Origin of the sequence: Pseudomonas sp. DC3200b2 (genome assembly GCF_049895785.1) — a bacterium.
In the GTDB taxonomy this organism is placed as follows: Bacteria; Pseudomonadota; Gammaproteobacteria; order Pseudomonadales; family Pseudomonadaceae; genus Aquipseudomonas; species Aquipseudomonas massiliensis.
Genome location: NZ_JAFCTA010000001.1, coordinates 669,787 through 694,810 on the forward strand (window position 1 = coordinate 669,787; position 25,024 = coordinate 694,810).

26 protein-coding genes and 1 pseudogene are annotated in these 25,024 nt (G+C 61.7%); 13 read left to right on the forward strand and 14 right to left on the reverse strand.

What is annotated here, in order from left to right; genetic code table 11:
• Window positions 1–293: 293 nt before the first annotated feature.
• A pseudogene (locus ACP691_RS03215) lies at window positions 294–527 on the reverse strand (tyrosine-type recombinase/integrase); the annotation flags it as partial.
• Window positions 528–1,193: 666 nt separating this feature from the next.
• Window positions 1,194–1,952: a substrate-binding periplasmic protein gene (locus tag ACP691_RS03220; RefSeq protein WP_426150030.1), complete on the reverse strand. Its 759-nt coding sequence runs from the start codon at window positions 1,950–1,952 to the stop codon at window positions 1,194–1,196.
• Window positions 1,953–2,277: 325 nt separating this feature from the next.
• Here ACP691_RS03220 and ACP691_RS03225 point away from each other — a divergent pair, with 325 nt between their 5' ends.
• Window positions 2,278–2,709 (forward strand): response regulator, encoded by a 432-nt coding sequence (locus tag ACP691_RS03225; protein WP_426150031.1) that lies wholly within the window; start codon window positions 2,278–2,280, stop codon window positions 2,707–2,709.
• Entirely contained in the window at window positions 2,706–3,707 is a 1,002-nt protein-coding gene (locus ACP691_RS03230; RefSeq protein ID WP_426150032.1) for a sensor histidine kinase, read from the forward strand. Before ACP691_RS03225 ends, ACP691_RS03230 begins: the two co-directional genes overlap by 4 nt.
• 50 nt (window positions 3,708–3,757) lie before the next feature.
• On the opposite strand, the gene ACP691_RS03235 is transcribed toward ACP691_RS03230, so the two are convergent.
• The 4 genes from ACP691_RS03235 to ACP691_RS03250 are packed head-to-tail and all read right to left on the reverse strand — an operon-like array spanning window position 3,758 to window position 7,810.
• Window positions 3,758–4,489: a class II aldolase and adducin N-terminal domain-containing protein gene (locus ACP691_RS03235; protein ID WP_426150033.1), complete on the reverse strand. Its 732-nt coding sequence runs from the start codon at window positions 4,487–4,489 to the stop codon at window positions 3,758–3,760.
• 45 nt (window positions 4,490–4,534) lie between these two features.
• Window positions 4,535–5,368: an ABC transporter substrate-binding protein gene (locus ACP691_RS03240; protein WP_426150034.1), complete on the reverse strand. Its 834-nt coding sequence runs from the start codon at window positions 5,366–5,368 to the stop codon at window positions 4,535–4,537.
• Between the two features lie 21 nt (window positions 5,369–5,389).
• Window positions 5,390–6,262, reverse strand: a complete 873-nt coding sequence (locus tag ACP691_RS03245) for a phytanoyl-CoA dioxygenase family protein (RefSeq protein WP_426150035.1) — start codon at window positions 6,260–6,262, stop codon at window positions 5,390–5,392.
• A 30-nt stretch (window positions 6,263–6,292) separates the two neighbouring features.
• Window positions 6,293–7,810 carry an amino acid ABC transporter permease/ATP-binding protein gene (locus ACP691_RS03250; RefSeq protein ID WP_426150213.1) on the reverse strand — a complete coding sequence of 506 codons (1,518 nt, stop codon included), beginning with the start codon at window positions 7,808–7,810 and terminating at the stop codon, window positions 6,293–6,295.
• Window positions 7,811–8,285: 475 nt separating this feature from the next.
• Between ACP691_RS03250 and ACP691_RS03255 the strand changes: the two genes are divergently transcribed.
• Window positions 8,286–9,248, forward strand: a complete 963-nt coding sequence (locus ACP691_RS03255; protein WP_426150036.1) for a LysR family transcriptional regulator — start codon at window positions 8,286–8,288, stop codon at window positions 9,246–9,248.
• 93 nt (window positions 9,249–9,341) lie between these two features.
• On the opposite strand, the gene ACP691_RS03260 is transcribed toward ACP691_RS03255, so the two are convergent.
• A complete protein-coding gene (locus ACP691_RS03260; RefSeq protein WP_426150037.1) occupies window positions 9,342–11,450 on the reverse strand; it encodes a TonB-dependent siderophore receptor in 2,109 nt (702 codons plus the stop codon).
• Window positions 11,451–11,658: 208 nt separating this feature from the next.
• Between ACP691_RS03260 and ACP691_RS03265 the strand changes: the two genes are divergently transcribed.
• Window positions 11,659–12,180, forward strand: coding sequence for a hypothetical protein (locus ACP691_RS03265; protein ID WP_040262062.1), 522 nt, complete (start codon window positions 11,659–11,661; stop codon window positions 12,178–12,180).
• Here ACP691_RS03265 and ACP691_RS03270 read toward each other — a convergent pair.
• Together ACP691_RS03270 and ACP691_RS03275 are read right to left on the reverse strand one after the other, a co-directional pair.
• Entirely contained in the window at window positions 12,177–12,989 is an 813-nt protein-coding gene (locus ACP691_RS03270) for a sugar phosphate isomerase/epimerase family protein (RefSeq protein ID WP_426150038.1), read from the reverse strand. The two genes, ACP691_RS03265 and ACP691_RS03270, sit on opposite strands and share 4 nt — an antisense overlap.
• Before the next feature lie 220 nt (window positions 12,990–13,209).
• Window positions 13,210–13,467: a YdcH family protein gene (locus tag ACP691_RS03275; RefSeq protein WP_426150039.1), complete on the reverse strand. Its 258-nt coding sequence runs from the start codon at window positions 13,465–13,467 to the stop codon at window positions 13,210–13,212.
• 130 nt (window positions 13,468–13,597) lie between these two features.
• Here ACP691_RS03275 and ACP691_RS03280 point away from each other — a divergent pair, with 130 nt between their 5' ends.
• From ACP691_RS03280 to ACP691_RS03300, 5 genes are all read left to right on the forward strand, one after another.
• Window positions 13,598–13,975 (forward strand): 5-carboxymethyl-2-hydroxymuconate Delta-isomerase, encoded by a 378-nt coding sequence (locus ACP691_RS03280; RefSeq protein WP_426150040.1) that lies wholly within the window; start codon window positions 13,598–13,600, stop codon window positions 13,973–13,975.
• Window positions 13,976–14,134: 159 nt separating this feature from the next.
• Window positions 14,135–15,763, forward strand: coding sequence for a phosphoethanolamine transferase (locus ACP691_RS03285; RefSeq protein ID WP_426150041.1), 1,629 nt, complete (start codon window positions 14,135–14,137; stop codon window positions 15,761–15,763).
• 52 nt (window positions 15,764–15,815) lie between these two features.
• Window positions 15,816–16,952 carry a ribonuclease D gene (rnd, locus tag ACP691_RS03290; protein WP_426150042.1) on the forward strand — a complete coding sequence of 379 codons (1,137 nt, stop codon included), beginning with the start codon at window positions 15,816–15,818 and terminating at the stop codon, window positions 16,950–16,952.
• On the forward strand, window positions 16,949–17,242 hold the full coding sequence (locus ACP691_RS03295; RefSeq protein ID WP_040262067.1) for a YcgL domain-containing protein: 294 nt from the start codon (window positions 16,949–16,951) through the stop codon (window positions 17,240–17,242). The genes rnd and ACP691_RS03295 overlap by 4 nt, the downstream gene beginning before the upstream one ends.
• Before the next feature lie 147 nt (window positions 17,243–17,389).
• Window positions 17,390–18,322: a D-2-hydroxyacid dehydrogenase gene (locus ACP691_RS03300; RefSeq protein WP_426150043.1), complete on the forward strand. Its 933-nt coding sequence runs from the start codon at window positions 17,390–17,392 to the stop codon at window positions 18,320–18,322.
• A gap of 18 nt (window positions 18,323–18,340) precedes the next feature.
• On the opposite strand, the gene ACP691_RS03305 is transcribed toward ACP691_RS03300, so the two are convergent.
• Window positions 18,341–18,937: a nitroreductase family protein gene (locus tag ACP691_RS03305; protein WP_426150044.1), complete on the reverse strand. Its 597-nt coding sequence runs from the start codon at window positions 18,935–18,937 to the stop codon at window positions 18,341–18,343.
• 162 nt (window positions 18,938–19,099) lie between these two features.
• Between ACP691_RS03305 and ACP691_RS03310 the strand changes: the two genes are divergently transcribed.
• The gene (locus tag ACP691_RS03310) at window positions 19,100–19,549 is read left to right on the forward strand and encodes a YcgN family cysteine cluster protein (RefSeq protein ID WP_426150045.1); all 450 of its coding nucleotides are present in this window, start codon (window positions 19,100–19,102) and stop codon (window positions 19,547–19,549) included.
• Between the two features lie 163 nt (window positions 19,550–19,712).
• Here ACP691_RS03310 and ACP691_RS03315 read toward each other — a convergent pair whose 3' ends face one another.
• Both ACP691_RS03315 and ACP691_RS03320 read right to left on the reverse strand, forming a co-directional pair.
• Window positions 19,713–20,081 carry a DUF2892 domain-containing protein gene (locus tag ACP691_RS03315; RefSeq protein WP_426150046.1) on the reverse strand — a complete coding sequence of 123 codons (369 nt, stop codon included), beginning with the start codon at window positions 20,079–20,081 and terminating at the stop codon, window positions 19,713–19,715.
• Between the two features lie 63 nt (window positions 20,082–20,144).
• Window positions 20,145–20,615: an RNA methyltransferase gene (locus ACP691_RS03320; protein WP_426150047.1), complete on the reverse strand. Its 471-nt coding sequence runs from the start codon at window positions 20,613–20,615 to the stop codon at window positions 20,145–20,147.
• Between the two features lie 127 nt (window positions 20,616–20,742).
• Here ACP691_RS03320 and ACP691_RS03325 point away from each other — a divergent pair, with 127 nt between their 5' ends.
• Window positions 20,743–20,997, forward strand: a complete 255-nt coding sequence (locus ACP691_RS03325) for a hypothetical protein (protein ID WP_426150048.1) — start codon at window positions 20,743–20,745, stop codon at window positions 20,995–20,997.
• 57 nt (window positions 20,998–21,054) lie between these two features.
• Here ACP691_RS03325 and ACP691_RS03330 read toward each other — a convergent pair whose 3' ends face one another.
• Window positions 21,055–21,519 (reverse strand): Crp/Fnr family transcriptional regulator, encoded by a 465-nt coding sequence (locus ACP691_RS03330; protein WP_040262074.1) that lies wholly within the window; start codon window positions 21,517–21,519, stop codon window positions 21,055–21,057.
• A gap of 32 nt (window positions 21,520–21,551) precedes the next feature.
• Window positions 21,552–23,594: a S9 family peptidase gene (locus ACP691_RS03335; RefSeq protein ID WP_426150049.1), complete on the reverse strand. Its 2,043-nt coding sequence runs from the start codon at window positions 23,592–23,594 to the stop codon at window positions 21,552–21,554.
• Between the two features lie 106 nt (window positions 23,595–23,700).
• Between ACP691_RS03335 and ACP691_RS03340 the strand changes: the two genes are divergently transcribed.
• Both ACP691_RS03340 and ACP691_RS03345 read left to right on the forward strand, forming a co-directional pair.
• The gene (locus ACP691_RS03340; protein WP_426150050.1) at window positions 23,701–24,222 is read left to right on the forward strand and encodes an MFS transporter; all 522 of its coding nucleotides are present in this window, start codon (window positions 23,701–23,703) and stop codon (window positions 24,220–24,222) included.
• A 17-nt stretch (window positions 24,223–24,239) separates the two neighbouring features.
• Window positions 24,240–25,016 carry a class II glutamine amidotransferase gene (locus tag ACP691_RS03345; RefSeq protein ID WP_426150051.1) on the forward strand — a complete coding sequence of 259 codons (777 nt, stop codon included), beginning with the start codon at window positions 24,240–24,242 and terminating at the stop codon, window positions 25,014–25,016.
• Window positions 25,017–25,024: the final 8 nt, after the last annotated feature.

Below are 25,024 nucleotides of genomic sequence, written 5' to 3' on the forward strand. Positions count from 1 at the left end.
GTTATGCGGAAGTAGACAGAACAACTTACCGGATGGCATAGCGGAATGTCATCAGATTTTTACGGCGTTGATTCCACCGCCGATTTTGGGTTTGCGTGGAGTAGGGGATTGCCCTGTGCAGGGCTGGACAAAACAGGACAGTTTGAGCACTGGCGATGGGTTATTGAGCTACCTGCTTAACGCTGTGCAGAGTGGGCGTATGGCTTTCGCCAAATCTTAAAGTAAGACTCGGATTGGCTATCTGCTGGCGGGCAATGCTGCTCGCTGGGGCGGGCTGTGGTAGGCGTGTAGGGCTAGAACACGAACTCGTGGTATGTCGCATCAACCTCAGTTTGAGTGATGCCGATGTACACCACCGTTACGGCTGGGCTGCTGTGGTTCAGCACCTTGCATATCAGTTCGATTGACGAACCGCCGTTGTACATCAGCCAGCCACGAGTCTTACGCATGGAGTGCGTACCCAGTTGCAGGCTCATTTCGTTACCTACGGCCTTGAAGGCGTTCGCCACTGCCACCCGGCTTACGGCCTTGCCCTTGGCGCGATGCTGTCTACTTCGAACAGGAACGTGTGCGTTGGGTGGGCTGCCCTGCGACGGGCAATGATGGCCTTGCTTGAACTGTTAAGGTCGATAGAGCGAGGCTTGCCGGTCTTGCTTTCTTTGAGCACTATTTTATCTTCCCTTCACATCCTCGAACGTCAGGGCAAGCAGATCGCTGATACGGAGCGCTGTATTCACACCAAACCGCCAGATGTCCGCATACAGGGTATCGCCCCGTGCGTTCTTGATCAGCTTGCGACTGATCGGTTCGGCTTCACCTTTCGTCTTGACCGCTTCAACGATGTTAATCCTAATTAACACTCCGTAGTACATGCGTTAATTGTGTATTCAATGAGCTACAGGGTTTTTATATTGTGCTTTGTCAACTGAAGTGACCTCCAGTCGTTCCATGATTGCAGCATGGGCTCTATAACGTTCTAGCCGAGATTCAGCCTCATCGAGGACCTTCCGACGATGGTGCGGTTTTAGCAAACGAGCGGGGCCGTCTATATATTTTCCGGAAACCCGACTTGCCACCAAAGAGCAACGAGTTCGAGCTTGCTGATAAGCTAGCGAGAGCTGTCCCTTCGCCAGACTTGCTGATAGCGCTTAACTGCCGCGGTGTTACTGAACTCCTTGCAGGCGAGAGAACATTCATTGCTCACTCGCCGGTTCATACTGAACCTGGATACGTCTCAGCTCCCCGGATTCACGCAGTTGCTCCAGCGCGGCGGCCCATCTGGCCACGACGGCGTCGTCCGAATCCTTGCTGAAGGCGATGTAGAGCGAGGAGTGGTAAAGCTCCACGGGTATCTGTCGCAGCGTGCCGGGAGGGATGCCCAGGCTGCGGCTGTAGTGATCAACGCCTGCGGTACTGTCGCCAACGATGATGCCGGTGCGGCCCGTGAGCAGCATCAGGTAAAGCTGGACATTTTCTCCTGCACTCGGGTCCAGGTTTTCAAAGCCTTGGGCCATCATCCGCCTCTGTATCAGGCCGGCGTGGCGGGTCGTTATCCGCGGGGCGCGCAGCAGTTCGCTCATGGAATTGACCTGCGGTGTCGAACCGGCTAGCTGGTAGGGGAAAATGGACACTTGCGCAATCGGCCCCACCCACTTGTACAAGGACTCTCGCTCCGCTGTTCGGAAAAGAGAATACATGATCGTCCTCGGCCCCTTGCTGAGGGTCAAGGTGCTCCGCATGCTGGGAAGCAGTGTTATTTCAAACTCATCTCCCGTGCGTGCCATGATGGCCCGAACGATATCCGTCGCCATACCGGTGAGACGTTCATGCTCGAGATAGTTGTAAGGTGCCCACTCCTCGGTGACCACGCGATAACCTTGTGCTACAGCGCAGGTGCTGGAAGCAGCCAGGAATAGAGCGAGCATTATCGTCACCAGCGCCGAATGGATCATATGCCCTGCCTGAAGTGCGCCACAGAATCCACATTGCGCCTGAACGCGCTAAAAGGATAGACCATGGTCTTTTCTGCGACGCCCGCTCCGGCTGGCCACTAGCGGTCACTGTTGGCGCCGATCCCCGGCCACAGCCAGGGATGATCGGCCCTCGCTGCGACCTCGATCCTGCCGCTGAAGATGACAGCCTGTAGCGCAATCATCGGAGCAGCCTCTTGGCGGGGCGGCTTCATTTGTCACCCATTCGGCCTTCTGTCAACATAAAGGCCAAGTGTGGCAGTCGGCTCTGCCTGCAATCCCAATGCCCTTTTCTACGCTGAATACTATGCGCATTCTCCTGATCGAAGACGACCCTATCCTGGCCCTCACCTTTGCATCCACCTTGGAGCAGGGCGGGCATGAGGTGCTGGGAATCGCTCACACGGCCGAGGAAGCATACGACCTCGCATCGGCTCACCCGGATGCGCAACTGGCCCTGGCAGACGTCAACCTCAACGGAAAGGATGAAGGCATCGAGGTCGTGCGCGACCTGCGTATGCGTTTCGGCATACCCGCTTTGTTTGTCAGTGGTCAGGTCGCCGTGGTGCGGCAGCATGCGCACTTGGCGCTAGGCCTGATGAAGAAACCCTTCCCGCCAGCGGATTTGCTCAAGGCGGTTCATGCGGTTCGCCAGGATGGGCAAGCCGGCCTGGACGCGCAGGCGCTTCCACCTGCGTTGACGCTCTATGCTCGTTGCCCGGTAGGTACTGCTTCATGAGCGACTCGAACCTGCGGCAATTGTCCGTTCCCGACATGGGGGAGCAGGAGTTTCGCGAGCTGGCCGATAATGCCCCGGTCATGATTTGGCGCTCGGGTATCGATAAGCAGTGCGACTGGTTCAACAAACCCTGGATCGAGTACGCCGGCCGGTCCATGGAGGCGTTGCTCGGTTATGGCTGGGCAGAAGATGTCCACCCGGAAGACTACGACCGCTGTGTCGCCACCTATGTGACCGCCTTCGATGCCCGTGAGTCTTTCACCATGCCTTACCGGCTGCGTCGCAGGGACGGCGTGTACCGCTGGTTCCTCGATAATGGCGCTCCCTATTTCCGCAATGGGAGTTTTGCCGGTTACTTCGGCAGCTGCATCGACATCACCGAGCAGCGCGAGCTTCAGGAGCACCAGCAGGTGTTGCTCGCGGAGTTGAATCACCGGGTCAAGAACAACCTTCAGCTGGTCATGGCTTTCCTGCAACTGGCGGGCGCCAAGGCTCACGGCCAGGAAGCGCGAGACCTGCTCGAGACAGCGATCAACCGCATCCAGGGCGTCGGGCTGGTTCAGGATTTCCTGCATCAAACCACAACCGGGGAAGTGGACCTCGCGCACTACCTGCCCAGCTTGGCCCAGGCGGTATTGGATGCTGGAGATGGCGGTGGGTCGAGCCTGGTGACGGACATGCAAAGCATATGGGTTTCCTTCCCGCACGCTTCGAACCTGGGGTTGGTACTCAACGAGCTCATCACCAACTCGCTCAAGCATGGTGGCCCCGCGGCGCTGCCTATCAAGCTGGTCCTGCGTCGCGAAGCCGGCGGTGATGTTGTGCTGACCGTCTCGGATGCCGGCGTTGGCTTTGCCGAGGGCATGTTCGTGCCCGGGAGCCACCGATCACAGGGTACTGGGATCATCGATGCCCTGGCGAGGCGGCTCAATGCCATGGTCCAGCGTTACAACGACAACGGGGCTCATGTACGATTGGTCTTCCCTGCCAGCCTGTAGCCGGCCTGGCCGAGGGCACGCAATGCCCTCGCCGGCTGTATCGGCGTCGCTCAATCCAGTACCGACGGATCCCGCTCGATCATCAACTGCTTCATTTCCTCGAAATGCTGCTGTGAAAAGTCGGCGATCCGCTCCCAGGCCTGGGCGGTTTTCTCGGCCACATCGTCACTCAGCACCCGCAGCGGCTGCCCTGTAGACCAGGCAGTGACCAGGATCTGGCAGGCGCGTTCCAGCGTCCAGATGTCATCGAAGGCCTCGCCAATGGTTGGCGCGGTGACCATCACGCCGTGATTGCCCATCAGCAGGCGGCGCTTGCCATTCAGCAGGCTGGCGAGCCGGGCGCCTTCGGCTTCGTTGTCCGCCATGCCCCCATACAGGTTGTCCACGGCGACGCGGTTGAAATAGCGCGCGGTGTTCTGGTCTATGGGAGGCACCCGGGGTTCGGCCAGGCAGGCGACGGCCGTGGTGTAGACCGGATGCAGGTGCAGCACCACGCGTACCTCGGGCAAGCGCTGATGCAGCTGGCCATGGATGCACCAAGCCGTGGCGTCCACGTCCGCCCGGTCGGCGCAGGCCGGGTCATCGGCATCCAACAGCAAGAGGTCACTGGCGCGGATGCGGGAAAAATGCTTCCACTTCGGGTTGAGCAGGAAGCGTTTGCCGTCGGTGGAGACAGCGGCGCTGAAGTGGTTGGCCACGGCTTCGTGCATGCCCAGATGAGCGATGATGCGAAAGGTCGCGGCCAGGTCAATGCGTGTGCGTTCTTCCGGGGACAGTGCCATAGGGTTCTCCAGGCCTGCCCATTACGGCACAAGCCTCGTTGGTCTTCAGGGCTTGGGCATCAGAGCAGCGATGTCGGCTTCCGTAGGGGCCTGGAAGTTGTATTTCTTCAGCAGGGCGGCATATTCCGGCGTGGCGCTGTAGGTCTTGAGGCCTTCGATCAAAGCGTTTCTCACCTCGTCATTGCCTTTTTTCACGCCAAAGCCGTTGAGCACTGGATAGATCAGGGTCTCGGACGAAATCACCACCCGATTGCCCAGCTTGTCCACTACGCCGCGGGCGACGGCCGCGTCCGTGATCTGGGCTTCCACGGCGCGGGACAGCAGCGCCTGGGTAGTCTGTGGGTCGGTGGCATACTCGCTCAGGCTGATCGGCGGCAGGCCATTCTTCAGGCAATACTCATCCGAAAGCTTGTGTAACTGTTGGAGCCAGGACGTGGCCCCCATGGAGCCTATCTTGTGGCCGCAGAATTCTTCTGGCGTCTTTGGTTGGTAATCGCTGCCCTTGAGCGCCAGGATGGCCTCCCCGCTCTTGAGGTAAGGGATCATGTCGATCACCTTGAGACGGTCCGCCGTGATGTACATGGACGAGTTGGTGATATCGAAGCGTCCCCCTTGCAGCCCAGGCACCAGGTTAGGGAAGCGCGTGTCGATGTTCTCGGCGGTGCGCCCCATCACCTTGGCCAGGCCGTCGAGGAATTCCACGTCGAAGCCGGCCGGCTTGTTGTTGTCCATGTACTCGTACGGGAAGAAGGTCAAGTCCGAGCCAGCAGTGATCTTGCCTGGTTGCTGGAAGGCCATGGCACCCAGCGAGACGAGGGCCGCCATGGTGGCGGTTGCAGCCATGGCCCACTGCCGAACGATTTTGCTTGAGAACGTCATGGAAGAACTCCTTGGAAGGGATCAGGCGGCTGGAAGATCCATGCCGGCTTGCTGGACGAAGAAGGATGCCCCTCGGGGTTTCTCTGGCAGGCGCAGTTGGTTGGGAGTGGTGCGCACCAGGCCGCTTTCCCGCCCCGCCACCAGGCGACCGTAATGCCGGCTAGGCAATGGGTTTTCTCCGAAGGGCAGGGCATCCTCGGCTGCATAGACGGTGATGAACAATGTACGCGGCAGCTCGGTTTCATTCGGGCTGGAGGCATGCAGCAACCGTGTATGCATGAAGCACACCGAGCCGGCGGGGCCGAAGCAGGCCATCGGCTGCTGGCAGCGCTCTTCCACCACGGCGGCATCCACAGCGCCGGTGAAACGGCCACCGTGCCAGTGCGACCACAACGGACCCTTGTGACTGCCGGGGATTACCGTCAGCGGGCCATTCTCCGGCGTCACCTCGGTCACCATGAGCAGGGCGGTGACCAGGTCGTCATTGCTATGCGGCGTGAAGGGGAAATCCTGGTGCCACTTCACTTCAGTGGCGGTATGCGGCAGCTTGGAGTTGATCTTGCTGTGGTGGAAGCGCGTGCCGTTGCCGCCGATCAGTTGGGCGGCGATCGCGGCCATCCGCGACTTCATTGCCGCCTGCTCGTAGGCCGGAGAGATTTCCGTCGGCGAACTGACCCGGCGTAACGAAGGGTGATTCGGGCGGTGGTCGCGCTCGAGGTCGAAGCGGGCGCGGCCGTCCAGGGTTTCGCCCCAGCCTTGCAGATGGTCGCGGCTTTCCTTGACCCAATGGTCGAAGTCCTGCCGCAAGGCGGTCAACTCGTCCGTGCCGAGTACGCCTTCGACTACCAGGAAGCCGTCTCGATGAAACTGTTCAATCTGCCATTGCTCGATCATGCTGTTTCCTCTTCCAAGCGGGTGGGCCGTTCAGGCCAATGACACGTCCTTGAGGAAAGCCTCAACCCTGGGGTGTTGGCCGTTGCGCAGTACCTGGGGGGCGTCATCGCACACCACCCGGCCTTTCTCCATGAACACGATGCGGTCGGACACCTTGAAGGCGAAGTTCATCTCGTGGGTCACGATCACCATGGTGATGCCGTCCTGAGCCAGGGCTTCGATGACCTGCAATACCTCGTTGACCTTCTCCGGGTCGAGGGCGGAGGTAGGTTCGTCGAACAGCATGATTTGTGGGCGCATCATCAATGCCCTGGCGATCGCGACCCGTTGTTGCTGTCCGCCGGACAACTGATGTGGGTATTTCCAGGCATGCTCGAGCATCCCTACCTTGTTGAGCAGGGCATGGGCTTGTGTCTTGAGCTCCGCCAAGGGGGCGAGGCGGTGATAACGCGGTGCCAGAAGCAGGTTGCCAAGCACGGTAAGGTGCGGGAACAGATTGAAGCTCTGGAACACCATGCCTATGTTCAGCCGGTGCTTGGCATCCTCTACGAAACGAGGCTTTTGCGCGCCTTGCCGGGAAAGGTGAATGAACGGCTGACCGTTGATCCTGATTTCGCCGTTGTCGATCTGCTCCAGGCCGTTGAGCAGTCGGATAAGCGTGGTTTTACCCGACCCCGACGGACCGATCACCGACACCACCTCGCCTGGCTGGATCTGCAAGCTGACCGCGCCCAGCACCTCCACATTGTTATAAGCCTTGTGCAGCCGCACGGCCTGAAGCGCCGGGCCGCCCCCGGGTACCGCGGGGCGAACCAGTGCAGTCGCCGAGGTAGGCGATACCGGCGGCACGGCAGCCGCCCGCGCCGGCGCTTTGCGCTGGGTGACGTCCAGGAAGCGCTCCAGCTGCTTGAGCAGGACATCGAACACCGTAACGATGGCCACGTAATACAGGGCTACCGCGGCCATGGTTTCCATCACCAGGAAGTTCTGTGCGTAAAGCCGCTGGCCCACCATGAGGATCTCGGTAAGAGAAATCACCGACACCAGGGAGCTCAGCTTGACGATGGAAATGAATTCGTTGGCCAACGAGGGCAGCGCGACCCTTAGCGCTTGCGGGATCACCACTCGGCCCTGGATGCCCAGAAAGCGCAAGCCCAGGGCCCGCGCGGCCTCGGCCTGGCCCTTGTGGATCGACAGCAGGCCGCCCCGATGGATCTCCGCCACATAGGCCGCTTCGCAGGTCACCATGGCGATCAGCCCAGCCCAGAAGGGATCGGACAGCACGCGGGACGTGAAGGGCAGCGCCTGAGGCAGGTTGTAGATGAATATAAGCAGCACCAGCAGCGGTACGCTGCGGAACAGCCATATATAACCCCGGGCCGGCAGGTTCAGCAGCGGATGCTGAGATTGCTTGGCCAGCGCCAGCCCAAATCCGATCACGATACTGATCAGCCACGTCAGGACACTGAGTTTTATGACAGTCCAGGATGCTAGCCAGAACTCAGAATAACTGAGTAAACCAACCATGTAGTTCCAGTCAAATATCATCAGTACTGTGCTCGACATGATCAATCGGAGTGGATGCTGGCTGTAGTCGGAGTGTGTCCCGGCGCCAGCGGCATCCCAAGAATCCCTGAGCGCGGCGGGTAGCGTCAATTAGTAAATTTTCGAAAATTGGATAGGAGAGTGCTATGCAGCGGGCCGGAATGGAAAAGTTTTAATCAGTGGTCTTCGCCCAGTAGGTTAAATAGTGCCCTGCTTGAGCGCATTAATCTTTTTTCTGGCTCGGTGGTGCAAGTTTTTGGTGCGCGGAAGCAGGGTAGGCGATGAACTGGTGTGGGGCGGGAGTCGGAGATAGCAGCGCAGGCAAACCCCCGCGCAGCGCTGGCATGGTCGCTTGGAGGCTGCGTCCGGGTGCGCCGGTTCGGCGCCGCCTATAGCGGCCACGCAGGCCTCTTTGCGCTGGCATGGAAATCGCTATTCAGCTTCAGAGGAATATAGAACCCGGAGGCCGCTGACTGTAGTGACACACTTTACCTTGAAGCAGCTGCGATATTTTATCGCGGTGGTGGAGGAAGACAGTATCGTTGAAGCTTCACGAAAGCTGCATATTTCCCAGCCCTCTATTTCCGTGGCCATCAAGAACCTGGAAGATGCATTCAAGCAACAGCTGTTCATACGTCATCATGCTCAGGGCGTTTCCCTTACTTCCAGTGGTCGACGCGTCTATGAACAGGCGCGTGAACTTCTCAGGTTGTCTAACGCCCTCGAGCAGAATGCGCGGGCAGAGAATGAGGTAGTGTCCGGTACTGTTGCCATTGGCTGCTTCGAGTCGGCCGCGCCCTTATATATGCCGAAGTTGGTGGCAGGTTTCAAAAGGCTGTACCCGGAAATCACCATCGAACTCTATGATGGTGAACAGCACGAGCTTATGCACGGGTTGCACCGGGGCCGCTTCGACCTGGCTTTCTTGTATGATCTGGAGTTGGGAGACTCCATTCACAAGGAACGCCTCAACGCCCCCCATCAGCCCTATGCCCTGTTGCCCGCGGCTCATCCGCTGGCGCGTCAGCCAGCGGTAACCCTGGAGGCGCTCAGCCGGGAACCCATGGTGCTGCTGGATGTGGTGCCCAGCCGCAACTACTTCATCGATATCTTCAAAGCCAAGGGGTACCACCCCAGGGTAGCTTTCAGTTCACCGTCCATTGAAATGGTACGCTGCATGGTGGGCCAAGGGCTGGGCTTTTCCGTGCTGGTAACCCGCCCGTGCACCGGCATGACTTACGACGGCGAGCAGCTGGCGCAGCTGGATATCATCGACCAGATGCCGGCTTCTACCCTGGTCATGGCCTACCTGCGTAACAATGAACCTACCAAGACCACACGTTTGTTCATGGACTATTGCCGCAGCGTAGAACTGTCCCCACCGGCCAGGCGGCTTTTGCCGGCGGGGCTCGCTCAGGATTGTGCGAACGGCAATCCATGAAAAAGCCCCCTGTCCGGCCATCGCAGGGCCGAGCAGGGGGCTTGGTGGGGCAAGCGCTTGCCTGACCTTCGTCTCAAGGCTTTTACACAGACCCTAGTACTTCCAGGTCACCGATGCCGTCAGGTTGCGTGGCGCGCCGTAGCTGCTCTGGGTCTGGCTATAGAGCGAGCGCAGGTACTTGCGGTCGGTCACGTTGTTGAAGTTCAGCGCGGTGCTCCAGTGCTGGTCGATCTCGTAGCTGGTGAACAGGTCGACCAAGGCATAGGCGTTCTGGTGGATCGCCCTGTTGCTGTCGTTCTCGATCTTGCTCTGCCAGCTCAGGCGCGTCCCTATCCGAGCCTTGGGCAGCATGGGCAGGCGATAGCTCATCAGGCCGTGGAAGCTGTGCACGGGCACATACTTGCGGCCTTGGCCGCCCTCGGCATCCTCGATATGCACGTAGGTGTAGCCCGCCAGCACGTCCAGGCCCGGGTAGGCTTCGCCAGAGGCTTCCAGTTCGATGCCGCGACTTTTGTAGTCGGCGCTGTCATACCGGTACTGGCTGCCTACATAGTGCCCATTGGACGCAACGTTGCTTTGCTCGGTCTTGAACACCGCGGCGGTCAGGTCCAGCTTGTTGTCCATCAGGCTGCCTTTCATGCCCACTTCCAGGCTTTTCCCTTCCAAGGGATCGAGCAGGCGATCATCGTCTCCATAAACGGCGTACTGTGGATTGAAGATCTTTGTCCAGCTGGCGTAAAGCGCCCATTGCTTGGTCAGGTCATACACCAGGCCGGTATAGGGCGTGACCTTGCCATGCTCGTGCATGGAGTGATCCGAGCCGTAACTGGTGCCCGAGCCATCGGCGCTGAGCATGCGTGCCCCAGCGATCCAGTGCAGGTCATCGGCCAGGCTGAAGCGGGCGCCGGCATAGATGCTTTTCTGGGTGTCTTCGAAGTCCTGGGTATTGCCATCGCTGGTATAGGTGAACGAGGGATGCTCGGCGGTGCCGTTCAGGATGCCGGCAAAGGAGGTGTAGTAGTACCCGCCTGGCACAGCATCCCACTCACGAGCCGTCTGGTGAGTGCGCCCATAGGTAGCGCCCAGGGTCAGCTCATGCTCACGGCCGAACAGAGCGAACGGGCCGGAAAGCTTGGCCTCGCCGATGGCCTGGTTGGCCTTGGCCGAGGTATCGGCGGCAAAGACCAGGGCATCGTCACCATCGAGGCCGGCCACGTAGAACATATTGGTGTCCTGGTATTCATGGATACCCGTGACGGTCAGGGTGGCGCTCCAGCCGTTGTCGAAGGCGTGCTGCAGTTCAGCGAAGGCGCGCTGGGTATGCATGTTCCAGTAGGTCCAATCCTGGCCGACGTTGGCGCTGCGGCTGCTGTAGTGCAGCAGGTTGCCGCTGTCGTCTACCAAGGGCAGGTTGCCCCAGGTGCTGCCGTTGGAATCGCTGTTGTGCTGGGAGAAACCGACAGTCAGGGTGTCGCGGTCGCTCAGGTCGAAGGCCAGCAGGCCGGCGGCCACATTCTTTTCGTGGCTGTAGCGGTCCATCCAGGAATTGCCCTTGTCATGGGCGTAGATGAAACGACCGCGCACGTTGCCGCTTTCAGTCAACGGGCCAGAGACATCCACGTCGATGCGCCGGCTGTCCCAGGAGCCGACGCTGCTGTCTATCCGCGCCTGGAAGGTCTCGGTGGGGCGTTTGCGGATGAAGTTGACCGACGCCGAGGGGTTGCCGGTGCCGCTCATCAAACCGTTGGCGCCGTGGAGTACGTCGATCTGCTCGTACTCGGCCATGTCGATGTCACCGATCAGGGTGAACTGCGAGAACGGCATGGTCATGCCGTCGTACTCGAAAGAGCTGATGTCGAAGCCCCGGGAGGTGAACTCGGTACGGTCGGTTTCGCTCTGCTCCACGGTCACCGAAGGTGCCGAGCGTAGCGCGTCCTTGATGCCGTTGATCTTGAAGTCGTCCATCTGCTTGCGCGTGATGGTGGTGATGGCCTGGGGCAGCTCTTTCTTCTTCAGGCCCAGCTTGGTAGTGCTGGTCGCCGGCTTGCCTTGGTATTCCTTGGTGATGCCATCATCTTCATCGCTGGTTGCGCTTCCCGATACCTGGGTAGTCGGCAGGGTCACTACCTCATCGGCGTGGGCAAGGGGCAACGCACTGCAGGCTCCGGCCAGCAGCAAGGTAGCAGGGAGGCGGGCTTTCAAGATCGCGATTCCTAAAGAGCGAATGAGAATGCGAGAATTTTGCAATAACATTCAATATTTAACTAGATGTTACACAGCTGCGGCTGACATTTTTTTCACGAAATTTTCCAGGCTGCTGAGTTCGCGATTCCCTGGCCGCACTCCAGGGTGCTCCATGCTTTGGCATTTGGTAGTCTGCGCCCATTGATTCCCTGGGAGATTCTCGCGCATGAAAGCCCCCTGGCTAGCGCTATGCCTGCTGGCACTGCCTGCATGTTCCGCTTTTGCCGCCAAGCCTGCCGCCAAGGCAACGCCTGCGGCGGCGGAGCAGGGTTTGCCGCTTACGCCCGTGCAATTGCAAACCGGCATGAAGCGGTTCATTCAGGAGGAAGCCGATTGCCGGTCAGTGAACTTCGAAAAGGTCAGAACCCAGAAAAACGGCGCGATGATCCGGCAGAAGCTGGAGCGCGATGGGGCCGATATCGACACCGCCATCGACGTGTCCAAAGCGGGGCAGGTCGCCAACCTGCGTCTGCAGGCCGATACCAAGGACCCTGCTCATCTGACAGTCATGCTTTGCGCCACCTATGCCGCCATGCGTAGCCTGCAGCCGGCGCTCGAGCGTCCCGAGCTGGCCAGGCAAGCGGCCCTGGAGCTGTGGCAGCAAGCCCAGCAGGGCACTGTGACCAAGACTTTCCATGGTCAGAGCTTCCGGGCACAGATGTCGCCTTTCGAGGTGAACGCCTTCTAACCGGCGGCATACCCACACCAGCGTTGCGCGCTGGTTCGAATCTGTTCGTCCAGCGCGGCCCGGTCCGCTTCGGTACTCGGCGCGCGGCTGGGCGTGAGGTGGGGCAGCACCAGCTCGATCGCCACATCCCCCTTGAACCCGTTGGCGCGCAGGGCATCGTGCTGAGCCTTGAAGTCAATATGCCCAGTGCCGATACCCCCTCGTCCGCTGTCCGAAATATGGTAACCGCCCAGGTTCGGCGCCAGGCGGGAGAGGGCGGCGATCGGGGCCGGTTCATCGATATTCATATGGAAGCTGTCCAGGATAAGGCGCAAGTTGCCACTGCCGATCCGCTCGATCAGCTCCAGCGCCTGGGCCGAGGTATGGATCAGCGGCACCTCGTAGTGGTTGCACACCTCATACAGGGTAGGCACGCCTTGCTTGCAGGCATAGTCATCCACGGCCTGGCAGGCATCGAACAGGCGACGCCAGGCGCTTGCGCGGTCGGGACAGTTGCGGGTCCATTGAGAAAGGCCTTGCAGCGTGACTGGCACGTGGCCTACCTGGGCGGCGAAGTCGACAACCTGGCGGTAGTAGGCAATGGCACCCTCGGTGCTCGCGCCATCAGGATCCTTGGGCGCGGCGTTGAAGGGGTCGATGGCGATGACGCGTATGCCCGCTTCCCTCGCTTGCTCGCGCAAGGCCTGGGCTGAAGTGTTCCGGTGATCCCCGGCATATTGCACACCCTCCAGGCCCAGGGCGCGTACCCGGCGCATCAGGGCAGCCGGCTCGGTAAGGCCCAGGGTCCACGAAACCACGCTCAACGTCATCGATTTGCTCCTTGTCAGTGAAGGGGCTCGGCGCGAGTGCCGGGCCAGAGCCTTCCAAGCTTTGGAGAAAGCCGATCGGCAGCCGTTCCGTCAGGCTGCGTTCAGCGGAGGATAGGGACAGTTTGCCTAGGGTCGGCCGCATTGGCCAGGTAATCGCGAGCGGTGCACCGCGCCTCGCTACCTTGTCCGGGCGAGGCGCGGCTGGCAGGCATGACCGGTATCAGAAGTTCTTGGCCGCGCCTTGAGTGCCAGGGTAGTCGATCTGCTGGACGATCTTGTCCTTGAGGCTGAGGCGTTTTTCCTTCAGACGGCTGACCGTGTCGTCATCGGCCGAAGCGTTCTCCGCGTCCACTACCTGACGGTCGACATCTTCATACTGGTTGATCAGGCTTTGCAGGCGGCTGTCGGTCTGCAGCAGCTTGGCCACCTCTTCCTTGGATTTGCCCAGGTCGGCATAAAGGTTGTGAGTAACAGGCATCGCTTCACCTCGTGCTTGTGGAATGAACGGAGCATAGTCGTGGTTGATGACTGTTGGACCCTCCCAAGGCGGTCTTTCGTTCCCGCCGTTAGGCTATGCTGGATTACCAAACCTGAATCCAAGGACACCCATGCCGCACTTGCATCTGGAATACACCCGCAACCTCGCCAGCCTCGACCCTGAAAAGTTGCTGCTCAAACTCAATCATGCACTGATGGCCAGCGGGCAATTCGCCAATGAAGTAGACATCAAGGCGCGAGCCATCCAGCTCGATCATTTCCGCGTAGGCATAGGCCTGGGCGAGCGCGGTTTCGTCTATGTACGCCTGGCGATCCTGGCGGGACGTTCCAGCGAAATCAAACAGAAGCTCTCGGCGGACCTGCTCGCCGCTCTGCGCGAAGGCATTGCCTTGCCACCTGGCGTGGATGTGCAGCTGGGAGTAGACATCGTGGACATGGACCGGGATGCCTACGTCAAGTGGCGCGGACATGCCGATGTCGCTGGCTGACAGGCCCGGAACATGAAACTTTCATTGATAATCAATCAAGGTTTCATCGGTTAAAGGCGCCAAACTTCGCATCGGCATATTTTTCACGAAAGCTTGATAGTTGCGGTTCTAGAGTTCGCCCAGCTCGGTTGGCGAGCGCTGTCTGGCGAAGTGAAAGATATGTTGAAGATCAAACCTGTGCGGCCTGAAGTGCTGACGCTGACGGCCAGTGCTTGCCTGTTGGCCGCGTTCAACCTTCCGCTGTGGCAACACTTGGGCAGCATTGCCTTGGGTATCCGCACGCCCTTGATCGCCGCCTTCGGCCTCTTGGTGGCGGCCGCGTTCAACCTGGTGCTGGCCCTGCTGAGCGGGCGCTGGACCCTGAAGCCCGCGCTGATGTTCCTGTTTCCGCTCAGCGCCGCGGTGGCCTGGTTCATGAACCGCTACGGCGTGATGATAGACGCCGGCATGTTTCGCAATGTCGCGGAAACCAACCTCGCCGAGGTGGCCGATTTGCTGTCCTGGAAGTTCGGCTTCTATATGCTGCTGTGCGGAATTTTTCCCGCGCTGGCGATTTATAAGTTGCCGGTGAACTATCGCGCCGGATTTTCCGGTGTGGTGTACCGTCTAATGGTGGCCATTGTCAGCGCAGTGCTGATGGCCGTCATTGCCTTGAGCAACTACCAAGGGTTGGCCTCGCTCTTTCGCAACCATCATGAGTTGCGGTTGTTGGTAGTGCCAAGCAATGTGGTAGGCGCCACCATCGGTTACCTGGGCGAGCAGGTCGCTTCGGCCCGGCATCCCTTCACCACGCTAGGCACTGACGCTCACAAGGCGCCAATTTGGGCTGCGCATCCCCGACCTTCGCTGACGGTGCTGGTGGTCGGTGAAAGCGCTCGCGCCGACAATTTCTCGCTGCTGGGCTATAACCGGGACACCAACCCAGAGTTGGCGCGGCAAAGCGGCCTGCTTGCCTTCTCCGATGTTCACTCCTGCGGTACCGAAACAGCGGTGTCGGTGCCCTGCATGTTTTCTAACATGGGCCGGCGCGGCTATAGCGCGGCCCAGGCCCAAGCACAGGAAGGCTTGCTGGATGTGATCGCCCATGCGGGCCTGAAAGTGCTCTGGCTGGATAATCAGTCCGGCTGCAAGGGCACCTGCGCGCGGGTGGGCTACGAGAACGTCAGCGGACGCCAGGATGCTCGCTATTGCGACCACGAATGCCATGACGAGGTGCTGCTCAGCGGGCTGCCGGCCTTGCTCGACAACCTCAAGGAAGACACCGTTCTGGTTGTCCACCAGATGGGCAGCCATGGGCCGGACTACTTCAAGCGTTACCCGGCCGGCTACGAGCATTTCAGCCCGGTGTGCCAGAGCAACGATTTGGCCGCCTGCTCGCGGGAGAGCATCATCAATGCCTACGACAACAGCATCCGTTACACCGATCACATACTGGCCAGCCTGATCGACACGCTGCGTAGCCGCCAGGGCCAGGTGGACAGTGCCATGCTCTATCTTTCGGACCACGGCGAATCCCTTGGCGAGTACAACCTGTTCCTGCACGGCACGCCCTACATGCTCGCGCCTGACCAGCAGAAGCATGTGCCGCTGCTGGCGTGGTTCTCCGATGGTTACCAGCGCAGCTTCCAGTTGGACCAGGCCTGCCTGGCCAAGCGCCAGGGCAATGCGTACAGCCAGGACAATCTGTTCCATTCGCTACTGGGCCTGCTGCAGATCGAAACGAGCGTCTATAGCGCTTCCCTTGACCTCTTCTCCGGCTGCCGAGGCATGACGTCGAGCCAGGGTTAACGATCCCTGGGCCGGGCGATATATACTGCGCCCATTGTTCGAGGAGAGGCCTGTGGCCATAGCGATTGAGTGGATTCGTGACGACCAGGCCCTGGCCGCCCGTTGCGCAGAATGGCAAGCCCTGCCGTTCATTGCCCTGGATACGGAGTTCGTGCGGGTGGATACCTTCTATCCGAAAGTCGGCCTGCTCCAGGTCAGCGACGGGCACACCGCCTTCTTGATCGACCCTCTGACCATCGGGGCCTGGGCGCCCTTGGCTGAACTGTTGGCCGCGCCCTCGGTGGTCAAGGTGCTGCATGCGTGCAGTGAAGACCTGGAAGTGCTCAGCCGCCTGGTCGGGCAACTGCCGCTCCCCCTGTTCGACACTCAGCTGGCCGCGGCCTACCTGGGCCTTGGCTTCTCCATGGGCTATTCGCGCCTGGTGCAGGAGGTGCTCGGCCTGGAGCTGCCCAAGGGTGAAACCCGCTCGGACTGGCTGCAGCGGCCTCTGTCCGAACTGCAGGTCGCTTATGCCGCTGAAGACGCGCTGCATCTGGCCGAGCTGTTCCAGGCGCTGCGGCCCCGACTGAGCGATGAGCGCTTCGGCTGGGTACTGGAAGATGGCGACGAACTGGTGACCCAGGCCGGGCGTGCCAGCGATCCACGGGAACTGTACCGCGAGGCGCGCCTGGGCTGGAAACTCACCCCCCTCCAGCTCGCCGTGCTGCGCGAGCTCTACGCTTGGCGCGAGGAACAGGCCCGCCTGCGCGACGTGCCGCGCAACCGGGTCATCAAGGAACAGTCCCTTTGGCCCCTGGCGCGCTACCAGCCCGGCAATCTTTCGGCCCTGGGCAAGATAGAGGAAATGCAGCCGCGTACCTTGCGCCAGGACGGTGAAACCCTGCTGGCGCTGATTCGCTCCGCCGCGCAAACGCCTGCCGACCAAGTGCCCACCCCCTTGCCGGACCCCTTGCCCATCGAAGCGGGCGCGCTGCTCAAGCGCTTGCGCGCCGTGGGCCAGGCCGAGGCCGAACGGCTGGGCATCGCCCCGGAGCTGGTGTTGCGCAAGAAAACCTTGGAGGCCCTGCTGCGCAGCGGTTATCCCGAGGGGCCTTATACACTTCCCGAATCCTTGCGCGGCTGGCGCCGCGAGCGGCTGGGGCAGGCCTTGCTCGACAGCCTGGCCACAGCCGGAGACGAGCAACCATGAAACGCATCTGTTCCATCTACCGCAGCCCGAAAAAAAACGAGATGTACCTTTACGTGCTCAAGAGCGATGCGCTGGCACGCGTGCCTGAAGCCCTGTTGACGGTATTCGGCGCGCCCAGGCATGCCTTCGACCTGGTACTGACCCCCGAGCGCCAGCTTGCCCGCGAAGACATCCACAAGGTGCTGCACAACCTGGATAATCAGGGCTACCACCTGCAGATGCCTCCCCCGGAAACGGAAACCATCGAGCATCTGCCCGAAGAGCTGCTGCGCCGGAACGACGCCTTCTAGGCTTTGTATTGAAAGGCTCGATACTCGGTGGTACTGCGTTGGAAACAGCCTCGCCTGGCCTTCGCTCAAGACTTTTCACAGGCCATAGGGCCAATTTTTTCATTTCGCACCGGGCGTTCGCCCCGCTGTCGCTTTCAAGGTTCGACCATGCGCGTGCTTATCGCGGAGCGGGCGTTCGCCGCCTATGCCGCCCTGCTTCAAAGCAAGGCCCCGGCCTTGCAGGTTGTCACCAGTGACGATTCGGCCGAACTCGCTCGCCTGGCCGCGCAATGCCCGGTCTGGCTGGGCCAGCCTGACTTGCTGGCGACCCTGTTGCGACAGGGGCATCGCCCGCGTTGGGCACAGTCCACCTGGGCCGGGATCACCCCCTTGCTGGCCCTCGGCCTGCCGCGGGATTACCTACTGACGCGTGCCGTCGGTATCTTCGGCCAGGTAATGGCCGAGTACGTGCTTACCTACCTGCTCGGCCATGAACGCAAGGTCATGAGCCGTGTGGTCAGCCAGGTGGAACGGCAGTGGGATGACCGCCCGGTGGTAAGCGTGGCGGGTCGCAAGGCGTTGATCGTAGGAGTAGGGGAGATTGGGCGCGATCTGGCGCGATACCTGGCTCCGTTCGGCATCGAGCTGCATGGCATTGCCAGCGGTGCTCGGCCCGAGCCGCTGTTCAAGCAGGTAGTCGGCCTGGACGCGTTGCCCGGCCTGTTGCCAACCATGGACTACGTGATCAACCTGTTGCCGGATACCCTGGCCACCCGCGACCTCTTCGACGCCAAGCTGTTCGCCACGTTCAATCCCGAGGCCTTGTTCATCAATGCCGGCCGAGGCACGGCGGTGGTGGATGCCGATCTGGTGCAAGCCTTGCGAGAAGGGCACCTGGCCGGCGCGGTCATCGACGTCTGCCGCCAGGAACCCCTGCCTCGCCAGCATCCGTTCTGGACAGCCTGGGGGCTGTTGCTCACTGGCCACACCGCTGCGCCCACCTCGCCGGCCCTGATGGCCGACCTGTTCCTGGCGAACCTGTCGGCGTTCGAGGCAGGACAGCCCTTGCGGGGGCAGGTGGACTTTTACCGCGGCTATTGAAGGGCGACGGCAGACGCTTTACTTGAAGTCGAAGTCGCCGCCCTTGGCCAGCTCTTTCACTGGGCGACGCGGGCTCGGGGTTTCGCGGCCCTGCAGCGATTCCGGCAGGCTGGCCTTGTCGCCCAGCTTGCCCACGGCAACGGCGGCATGCAGCTCGTAGCCGTCCGGCACCTTGAGCTCCTGGCGAGTCTTGTCCTTGTCGAATCCGGCCATGCCGTGGGTGTGCCAGCCGCTCATGCTGGCTTGCAGGGCGAAGTGGGCCCAGGCCGAGCCCGTGTCGAAGGTATGCCAGAGCGCGGGGCTTTCTTCGCTGGCGCCCGGGGCGGTAAAGGTAGTCTTGGAAAGGATGATCACCAGGGCCGATGCCTGTTGGGCCCAACTGCGGTTGAACGGGTTAAGCAAATCCAGGAAGCGCTCCCAGTCCGCCGTATCACGACGCGCATACAGGAAGCGCCAGGGTTGGGAGTTGTAGGCCGAAGGCGCCCAGCGCGCGGCCTCGAAGAAGCTGAGCAGCGTCTCCTCCGCAATGGGCTCCGGCGAAAACGCCCGTGGCGACCAGCGGTTGATGAAGTGTTCGGCAATGGCGTAATCGGCGATGCGTGGGTTATCCGTCATGGCTGCGCTTCCTGGGTAAGAAGGTAGGAAGCTACTCAAGCCCACCGCCGCTGGCAAGGGGCATGACCGACAGTCGCCAGGGCTTGGCCCAAGCCCCTCGGCGCACTAGACTTGCGCCGCTTTATGCCGATGCATTGGCAATACCATGTTTCAGGAACTCCCATGGCCGCAAAAGTAGAACCCTTCTGGATCCGCAAGACCCTCGACCAGTTGGACCAGGGGGAATGGGAGTCGCTTTGCGACGGGTGCGGACTGTGCTGCCTGCAGAAGCTCGAGGACGAAGACGACAACAGCGTCTACTACACCCGGATCGCCTGCCGCCTGCTGGACCGCGCCACCTGCCGCTGCAGTGACTACCCCAACCGCCGGGCGCAGGTGCCGGACTGTATCCAGCTCACGCCTGCCCAGGCCGACCAGTTCAAATGGCTACCGCCGACCTGCGCCTATCGCCTGGTCAGTGAGCGCCAGGACCTGCTCCTGTGGCACCACCTGGTATGCGGTGACCCGGAGCAGGTACATACACAGCGCGTATCACAGGCCGGACGCATGCTGAGTGAAGACAGCGTCGCTCCGGATGACTGGGAAGAACATCTGATCTTCAGGGCGGGTTGAGGCTGCGACGGCCTGCGAGAATGAAGCTCGCTCCGGCCGGTGGGAGGCAGCGAAGCTGCCGAATGGCCCGCGAGGGGCTACGAATTCGCCAGCTGCGCTGGCTCCCACCGATGCTGGTCTGGCTTGCTGGTGAATGAAGCCGCACATCCTTCCAGCCACCAGCTCAGACTTTCGGGTTGTCCAGTGAATCATTCCCGGTGACGGTGGCCGATTCGGTGGCGGCCACGGCGTTGTCCTTGAGCGACTTGAGCTGGTCGCCCGCGCGCTCGATGTTGCCTCGCAGGCTTTCCAGTTCGCCACGGCCGCGGGCCAACAGCGCCTTGGTCTTGCTGCGGCCGGTGAAGCCGCGGGCCAGGGCCACGCCACCCAGGGCGATCTGGAACAGGCCCAGCAGGCCACCACGACGTACACCCTTGCCGACCAGCAATGCGCCGCCTGCGATGGAGCCGGCGCGCTCCCAGCCATGGACGTTGGTATCCGCGCCGCGCTCGGGCAAGGCTTCAATGGCTTGCGAAAGGATGTCTTTGTTCATTGGGCGTCTCCATGCAATGAAAGGGCTTGATAAGCTGACCCTTAAACGCGACGGCTGTTCCGCCTATTTGAAGCGTGGCCCGGAGCGGGTGTTGTTGCCCTTGGCCATGCGATCGTACAAAACCACATTCACCGTGGCGGCCAGGTTCATGCAGCCCTCGGTGGGAATGTAGATGGTTTCCTCGCACCACTGGCGCAGGTCTTCATCCAGGCTACCGTCTTCAGGGCCGAAGATATAAAGGGCCCGATCCGGATGGGTGTAGCCGGGCAAGGGACGGGCATCGGGCACCAGCTCCACGGCCACCGGCACGCAATCGAGCGGGAGGATCATGCGCAGGTCTTCTACGCCAATGAGTGGAATGTCGTAGTGCACCCGCTTGGTGTCGGTGACGAAGTCCCGGGCGCGCTCGTAGCGCCGGCCGGTATAGAACACCGAGTTGACGCCATAGCAGCCGGCGGCCCGCATCACCGAACCCACGTTTTCCGGGGACTTGGGGTTCTGCAGCCCGATGCAACTGTATCGTTTGTTCGCCACGCTCGGCCCCCGCGCAAAACGCCGGATTATCCGGGGGCGACACGAAGGCGGCAAGGGGCTTGCGGTAAGGGCTTGGCAGGGCTAGCTTGTGGGCTCGACCGATAGACGAGGCGCTAGCCTGCCAGTGATGATCCAAGCATTGCTGTTGACCCTGACCGCGCTCAGCGCCTTCGCCCAGGCCGCCACTGAACCTCCAGCGCCCATCGAGCCGGCGCCGCCTGTGCCGGTGGTGGCGCCGGCCACGCCTTCAGTACAGGGCGGCGCTAGCGCGGTGGCCAGCCCCGCGCCCAACGGCGTTGCGTTGCCTGAAGTAGAGTTGCCACAACCGCCCAACGTCAGCCCGGCCGCTCAGAAAGGCAGCGCGGCGGGGCAGGAGGGGTAAGCCGATCGAGGCAGGACCGAAGCGGAACCGAAGCGGGACCGAAGCGGAACCTGACGGTCAGGAGAGTCGCTGCCCGTCCGCCATGCGAAGCCGCTTGGACAGCGATACCGCCAGGGCGCGGATCAGCTTGGCAGCTACCTTGGGCGCCTCGACCATCATCTTCTCCAGCGAGTCCTTGCCCAGGCTCAGCAGTTGGCAATCCGTGGCGGCCACGCAGGTGGCGGAGCGGCGCTCGCCGTCGAGCACCGCCATTTCGCCGAACGAGCGCCCCTTGCGCAGCAGGGCAATGTCGACCTGGTTGCCCTCGGCATCGGTCTTGCTGACCGAAACGTTGCCGTAGTGGATGATGCACATGAAAGTGCCCGCGTCGCCTTCGTTGAAGATGAGCGTGCCCTTTTCCATCGAGACGATGCTGAAATACCCGGCGGCAATGCCGCAGTCCTCGGGCTGAAGCTGGTTGAACAGGCCGCAATCCATCAACATGATGCGGATTTCATTGTTCAACGAGGCGGCATTGGTCATGGTCGATATCTTCGCTTTCTATTGAAGGTTGTTTACACCAGGTTCAGCACCTTGAACACAAAGCCATATTCCAGGGCCAGGTCACGCAGCCCCTGGTAACGGCCACTCATGCCGCCGTGGCCGGCGCCCATTTCGGTCTTGAGCAGCAGCAGATGATCGTCGGTCTTGAGTTCGCGCAGCCGCGCCACCCATTTGGCCGCTTCCCAGTAGGCGACTCGGCTGTCGTTGTAGCCGGCTATCACCAGCATATGCGGATACGCCTGGGCCTTTACGTTCTCATAGGGCGCATAGGCTTTGATGCGCGCGTACACGTCCGGATCCGCCGGGTTGCCCCACTCGTCGTATTCGGTCACGGTCAGCGGCAGGTCCGGGTCAAGCATGGTGTTGAGAGTATCGACGAAGGGCACCTCGGCGATGGCGGCGGTGAACAGGTCGGGCCGCAGGTTCAGCACCGCGCCCATCAACAGGCCGCCGGCGCTGCCGCCACTGATCACCAGGCGATCAGGCGCGGTGATGTCTTGCGAGATCAAATGTTCTGCGCAGGCGATGAAGTCCGTGAAGCTGTTGGGCTTGTTGGCCTGTTTGCCGGCCTGATACCACTGCTCGCCCAGCTCGCCGCCACCGCGCACGTGGGCGATGGCGAAGGCCACGCCACGGTCCAGCAGGCTGAGCCGCCCGTGGGAAAACCAGGGGTCCAGGCTCTCACCATAGGCGCCATAGCCGTACAGGTACAGCGGCATCGGCCCGCCGATGCGATCCTTGCGGCGCACCAGCGTCACCGGCACCCGGGTGCCATCGGTGGCTGTCGCCCACAGGCGCTCGCTGAGGTAGTCATCGGCGTCGAAGGCGCCCAGCACCGGGGTTTGCTTGAGCACTACCTGCGCACCATCGGCCAGGCTGAGCTGGCGCACCTGGCCAGGGCGGTTGAGGGCTTCGTAGCGCAGGCGAATGTACTCGCCCTGGTATTCAAGGCTGTCCTGCACGTAGAGGCTGTAGGCCGCGTCGGGCAGTTGCACCCGGTAGGCATCGGCGCCGGCGGGGAACACCTGCACGATGGGCAGTCCGGCCTGGCGCAGGCTGAGCACGTAGGCCTGATGGTTCAGCGTGAAGCTCTCGAGCATCACTTCCGGGTCATGGGGCACCAGTGTCCGCCAACCCGCCTCGCGGGGCGGCTCGCCCGTATCCGGGCAGTGGTAGAGAGCAAAATTGAGCCCGTCGCGGTTACTGCGGATGAACCAGGACCAGACGCCTTCCAACTGCCCGTGGTCCAGGTCATAGTCGTGGCCCTCGCGACGTTCGGCCACGCAGGCGAAGCTGCCCTCAGGCTTGTCCGCCGACAGTACCCAGGCCTCTGCCGTGGTCTTGCTGTTGATGTGCAGCACCAGTTGGCGCTCGGAGCTGGCCCGGTAGCAATGCAGGAAGAACCGACCATCGGGCTCTTCGAACACCAGGCTGGCGCCCGTCTCGCCGAGCCGATGCCGGTACAGACGGTAGGGGCGGTGGGTATCGTCGTGAACGACGAAGAACAGCGTTGCGCTGTCGTTGGCCCAGGTCATGCTGCCCGAGCAGGCCTCGAACGGCAGTGTCTGTATGTCACCGCTGGACAGGTCCTTGACGAACAGCTGGTAGGTTTCATCGCCCTGGGTGTCCAGGCTGTAGGCCAGGCGCTGATGATCCGGGCTTACGCTGAAAGCGCCGAGGGAGAGATAGCCCCCGTTGGCCAGGGCGTTAGGGTCGAGTAGGAGCACCTCGCTTTCCGGCGCTACGTCCAGGGAGCCGTCCGCGGGCCGTGGCGCCCGGTAATGCCGAGGGTATTCGTCGCCAGCGGTGGTTCGGGAGTAATACAGCCAGGGGCCCCACGGAGAGGGAAGGCTGAGATCGGTTTCCTGAATGCGACCGCGGATCTCCTCGAACAAGGCCTCGCGCAAAGGCGCTTCGTTTGCCAGGCAGGCTTCCATGTAGGCATTTTCGGCCCGCAGGTGGGCCAGCACTTCTTCGCTGTCGCGCGCCTGCAGCCAGGCGTAAGGGTCGCTGCCGGGCGCCTTGCGGGCAATCGGGGGCTGGGGCTGGGTCATGGCGGGTCCTCGGTTCGGTGGCGCGCAGCGCGCTGGCCGGCGGCACTGCGCCTGGGGCCAAAAGCCGTTATCATAAGCGCCACTTTGCCGCCTTGCCACGAACACCATGACCGAGAACGACTATTACATCGCCTGGGGGCTGTATGCCTTCGCTGCCCTGGGCTGCCTGCTGGTGTGGTTCCGCCTGACGCGCTGGCTGTGGCGCTGGCTGCGCGAGCCCTTGCGGGTAGTGGGCGCGGTGGCGCTGTTCAGCCCTACCATTGTGGACCCGGCCCAGGACAAGTTCGCGCCGGCCATCGCCATTACCGCGCTCGACCTACTTTTCAAGGTGGCGGGTAACGCCTGGCGCGCCGTATCGGACCTGGCCATGTACGCAGCCATCGCCCTGGCGCTGTATCTGTTGTTCGCCCTGGTGCGCTGGCCCATCGAAAGGGCAGGCCGCGCGCGCCGTGCCGAAGCGGACGCCGAGGCGCAACGCCAGGCCGAACGGGCCAGGCAGGAGGCCGCTGAACCCTACGCCGAGGCCGCGCCCGTGGATAGGAGCGGTCATTCAGTCGGGCCGCATTCGTCCACGGCGCCGAGGCGGCCCTCGCAAGGCGGCTCCATGCGTATCGAACCACGCTTGTAAGTCATCGGGAGGCGGCCATGTGCGAACTGCTCGGCATGAGTGCCAACGTGCCTACGGATATCGTGTTCAGTTTCACCGGTCTGATCCAGCGCGGCGGGCGCACCGGTCCGCACCGGGACGGGTGGGGTATCGCCTTCTATGAAGGCCGCGGCCTGCGGCTGTTCCAGGATCCGGCGCCCAGTTGCGAGTCGCGGGTGGCCGAACTGGTCCAGCACTATCCCATCAAGAGTGAAGTGGTGATCGGCCACGTGCGCCAGGCCAACGTGGGCAAGGTGTGCCTGGCCAATACCCACCCCTTCGTGCGAGAGCTGTGGGGCCGCAACTGGTGCTTTGCCCATAACGGGCAGTTGGCGAACTTCACCCCCGTGCCGGGGTTCTACCGCCCGGTGGGGGACACGGACAGCGAGGCGGCCTTCTGTGACCTGCTCAATCGCATCCGCGCCGCCTATCCGGATCCGGTACAGGAAGAATACCTGGTACCGATCCTGGTCCAGGCCTGCGCCGGTTACCGTCGGCTGGGGGTGTTCAACGGCCTGCTCAGCGATGGCGACTGGCTGTTCACCTTCTGTTCCACCAAGCTTGCCCATATCACCCGGCGGGCGCCATTCGGGCCGGCACGGCTCAAGGACGTGGACGTGATCGTGGATTTCCAGGCTGAAACCACGCCTGATGATGTGGTCACTGTCATCGCCACCGAGCCGTTGACCGAGAACGAAACCTGGCACCGCCATGAGCCGGGGCGCTGGGTGCTCTGGCGAGGCGGGGAAATCGTTGCCGAAGGTCATGTCGAATAAGGAAGTCA

Excerpts from the sequence above, each read along its gene's own strand:
- ACP691_RS03220 (WP_426150030.1), bottom strand. The coding sequence starts at position 1,952 with ATGATCCATTCGGCGCTGGTGACGATAATGCTCGCTCTATTCCTGGCT.
- ACP691_RS03225 (WP_426150031.1), top strand. The coding sequence starts at position 2,278 with ATGCGCATTCTCCTGATCGAAGACGACCCTATCCTGGCCCTCACCTTT.
- ACP691_RS03230 (WP_426150032.1), top strand. The coding sequence starts at position 2,706 with ATGAGCGACTCGAACCTGCGGCAATTGTCCGTTCCCGACATGGGGGAG.
- ACP691_RS03235 (WP_426150033.1), bottom strand. The coding sequence starts at position 4,489 with ATGGCACTGTCCCCGGAAGAACGCACACGCATTGACCTGGCCGCGACC.
- ACP691_RS03240 (WP_426150034.1), bottom strand. The coding sequence starts at position 5,368 with ATGACGTTCTCAAGCAAAATCGTTCGGCAGTGGGCCATGGCTGCAACC.
- ACP691_RS03245 (WP_426150035.1), bottom strand. The coding sequence starts at position 6,262 with ATGATCGAGCAATGGCAGATTGAACAGTTTCATCGAGACGGCTTCCTG.
- ACP691_RS03250 (WP_426150213.1), bottom strand. The coding sequence starts at position 7,810 with ATGATATTTGACTGGAACTACATGGTTGGTTTACTCAGTTATTCTGAG.
- ACP691_RS03265 (WP_040262062.1), top strand. The coding sequence starts at position 11,659 with ATGAAAGCCCCCTGGCTAGCGCTATGCCTGCTGGCACTGCCTGCATGT.
- ACP691_RS03270 (WP_426150038.1), bottom strand. The coding sequence starts at position 12,989 with ATGACGTTGAGCGTGGTTTCGTGGACCCTGGGCCTTACCGAGCCGGCT.
- ACP691_RS03275 (WP_426150039.1), bottom strand. The coding sequence starts at position 13,467 with ATGCCTGTTACTCACAACCTTTATGCCGACCTGGGCAAATCCAAGGAA.
- ACP691_RS03280 (WP_426150040.1), top strand. The coding sequence starts at position 13,598 with ATGCCGCACTTGCATCTGGAATACACCCGCAACCTCGCCAGCCTCGAC.
- ACP691_RS03285 (WP_426150041.1), top strand. The coding sequence starts at position 14,135 with ATGTTGAAGATCAAACCTGTGCGGCCTGAAGTGCTGACGCTGACGGCC.
- ACP691_RS03295 (WP_040262067.1), top strand. The coding sequence starts at position 16,949 with ATGAAACGCATCTGTTCCATCTACCGCAGCCCGAAAAAAAACGAGATG.
- ACP691_RS03300 (WP_426150043.1), top strand. The coding sequence starts at position 17,390 with ATGCGCGTGCTTATCGCGGAGCGGGCGTTCGCCGCCTATGCCGCCCTG.
- ACP691_RS03305 (WP_426150044.1), bottom strand. The coding sequence starts at position 18,937 with ATGACGGATAACCCACGCATCGCCGATTACGCCATTGCCGAACACTTC.
- ACP691_RS03310 (WP_426150045.1), top strand. The coding sequence starts at position 19,100 with ATGGCCGCAAAAGTAGAACCCTTCTGGATCCGCAAGACCCTCGACCAG.
- ACP691_RS03315 (WP_426150046.1), bottom strand. The coding sequence starts at position 20,081 with ATGAACAAAGACATCCTTTCGCAAGCCATTGAAGCCTTGCCCGAGCGC.
- ACP691_RS03325 (WP_426150048.1), top strand. The coding sequence starts at position 20,743 with ATGATCCAAGCATTGCTGTTGACCCTGACCGCGCTCAGCGCCTTCGCC.
- ACP691_RS03330 (WP_040262074.1), bottom strand. The coding sequence starts at position 21,519 with ATGACCAATGCCGCCTCGTTGAACAATGAAATCCGCATCATGTTGATG.
- ACP691_RS03335 (WP_426150049.1), bottom strand. The coding sequence starts at position 23,594 with ATGACCCAGCCCCAGCCCCCGATTGCCCGCAAGGCGCCCGGCAGCGAC.
- ACP691_RS03340 (WP_426150050.1), top strand. The coding sequence starts at position 23,701 with ATGACCGAGAACGACTATTACATCGCCTGGGGGCTGTATGCCTTCGCT.
- ACP691_RS03345 (WP_426150051.1), top strand. The coding sequence starts at position 24,240 with ATGTGCGAACTGCTCGGCATGAGTGCCAACGTGCCTACGGATATCGTG.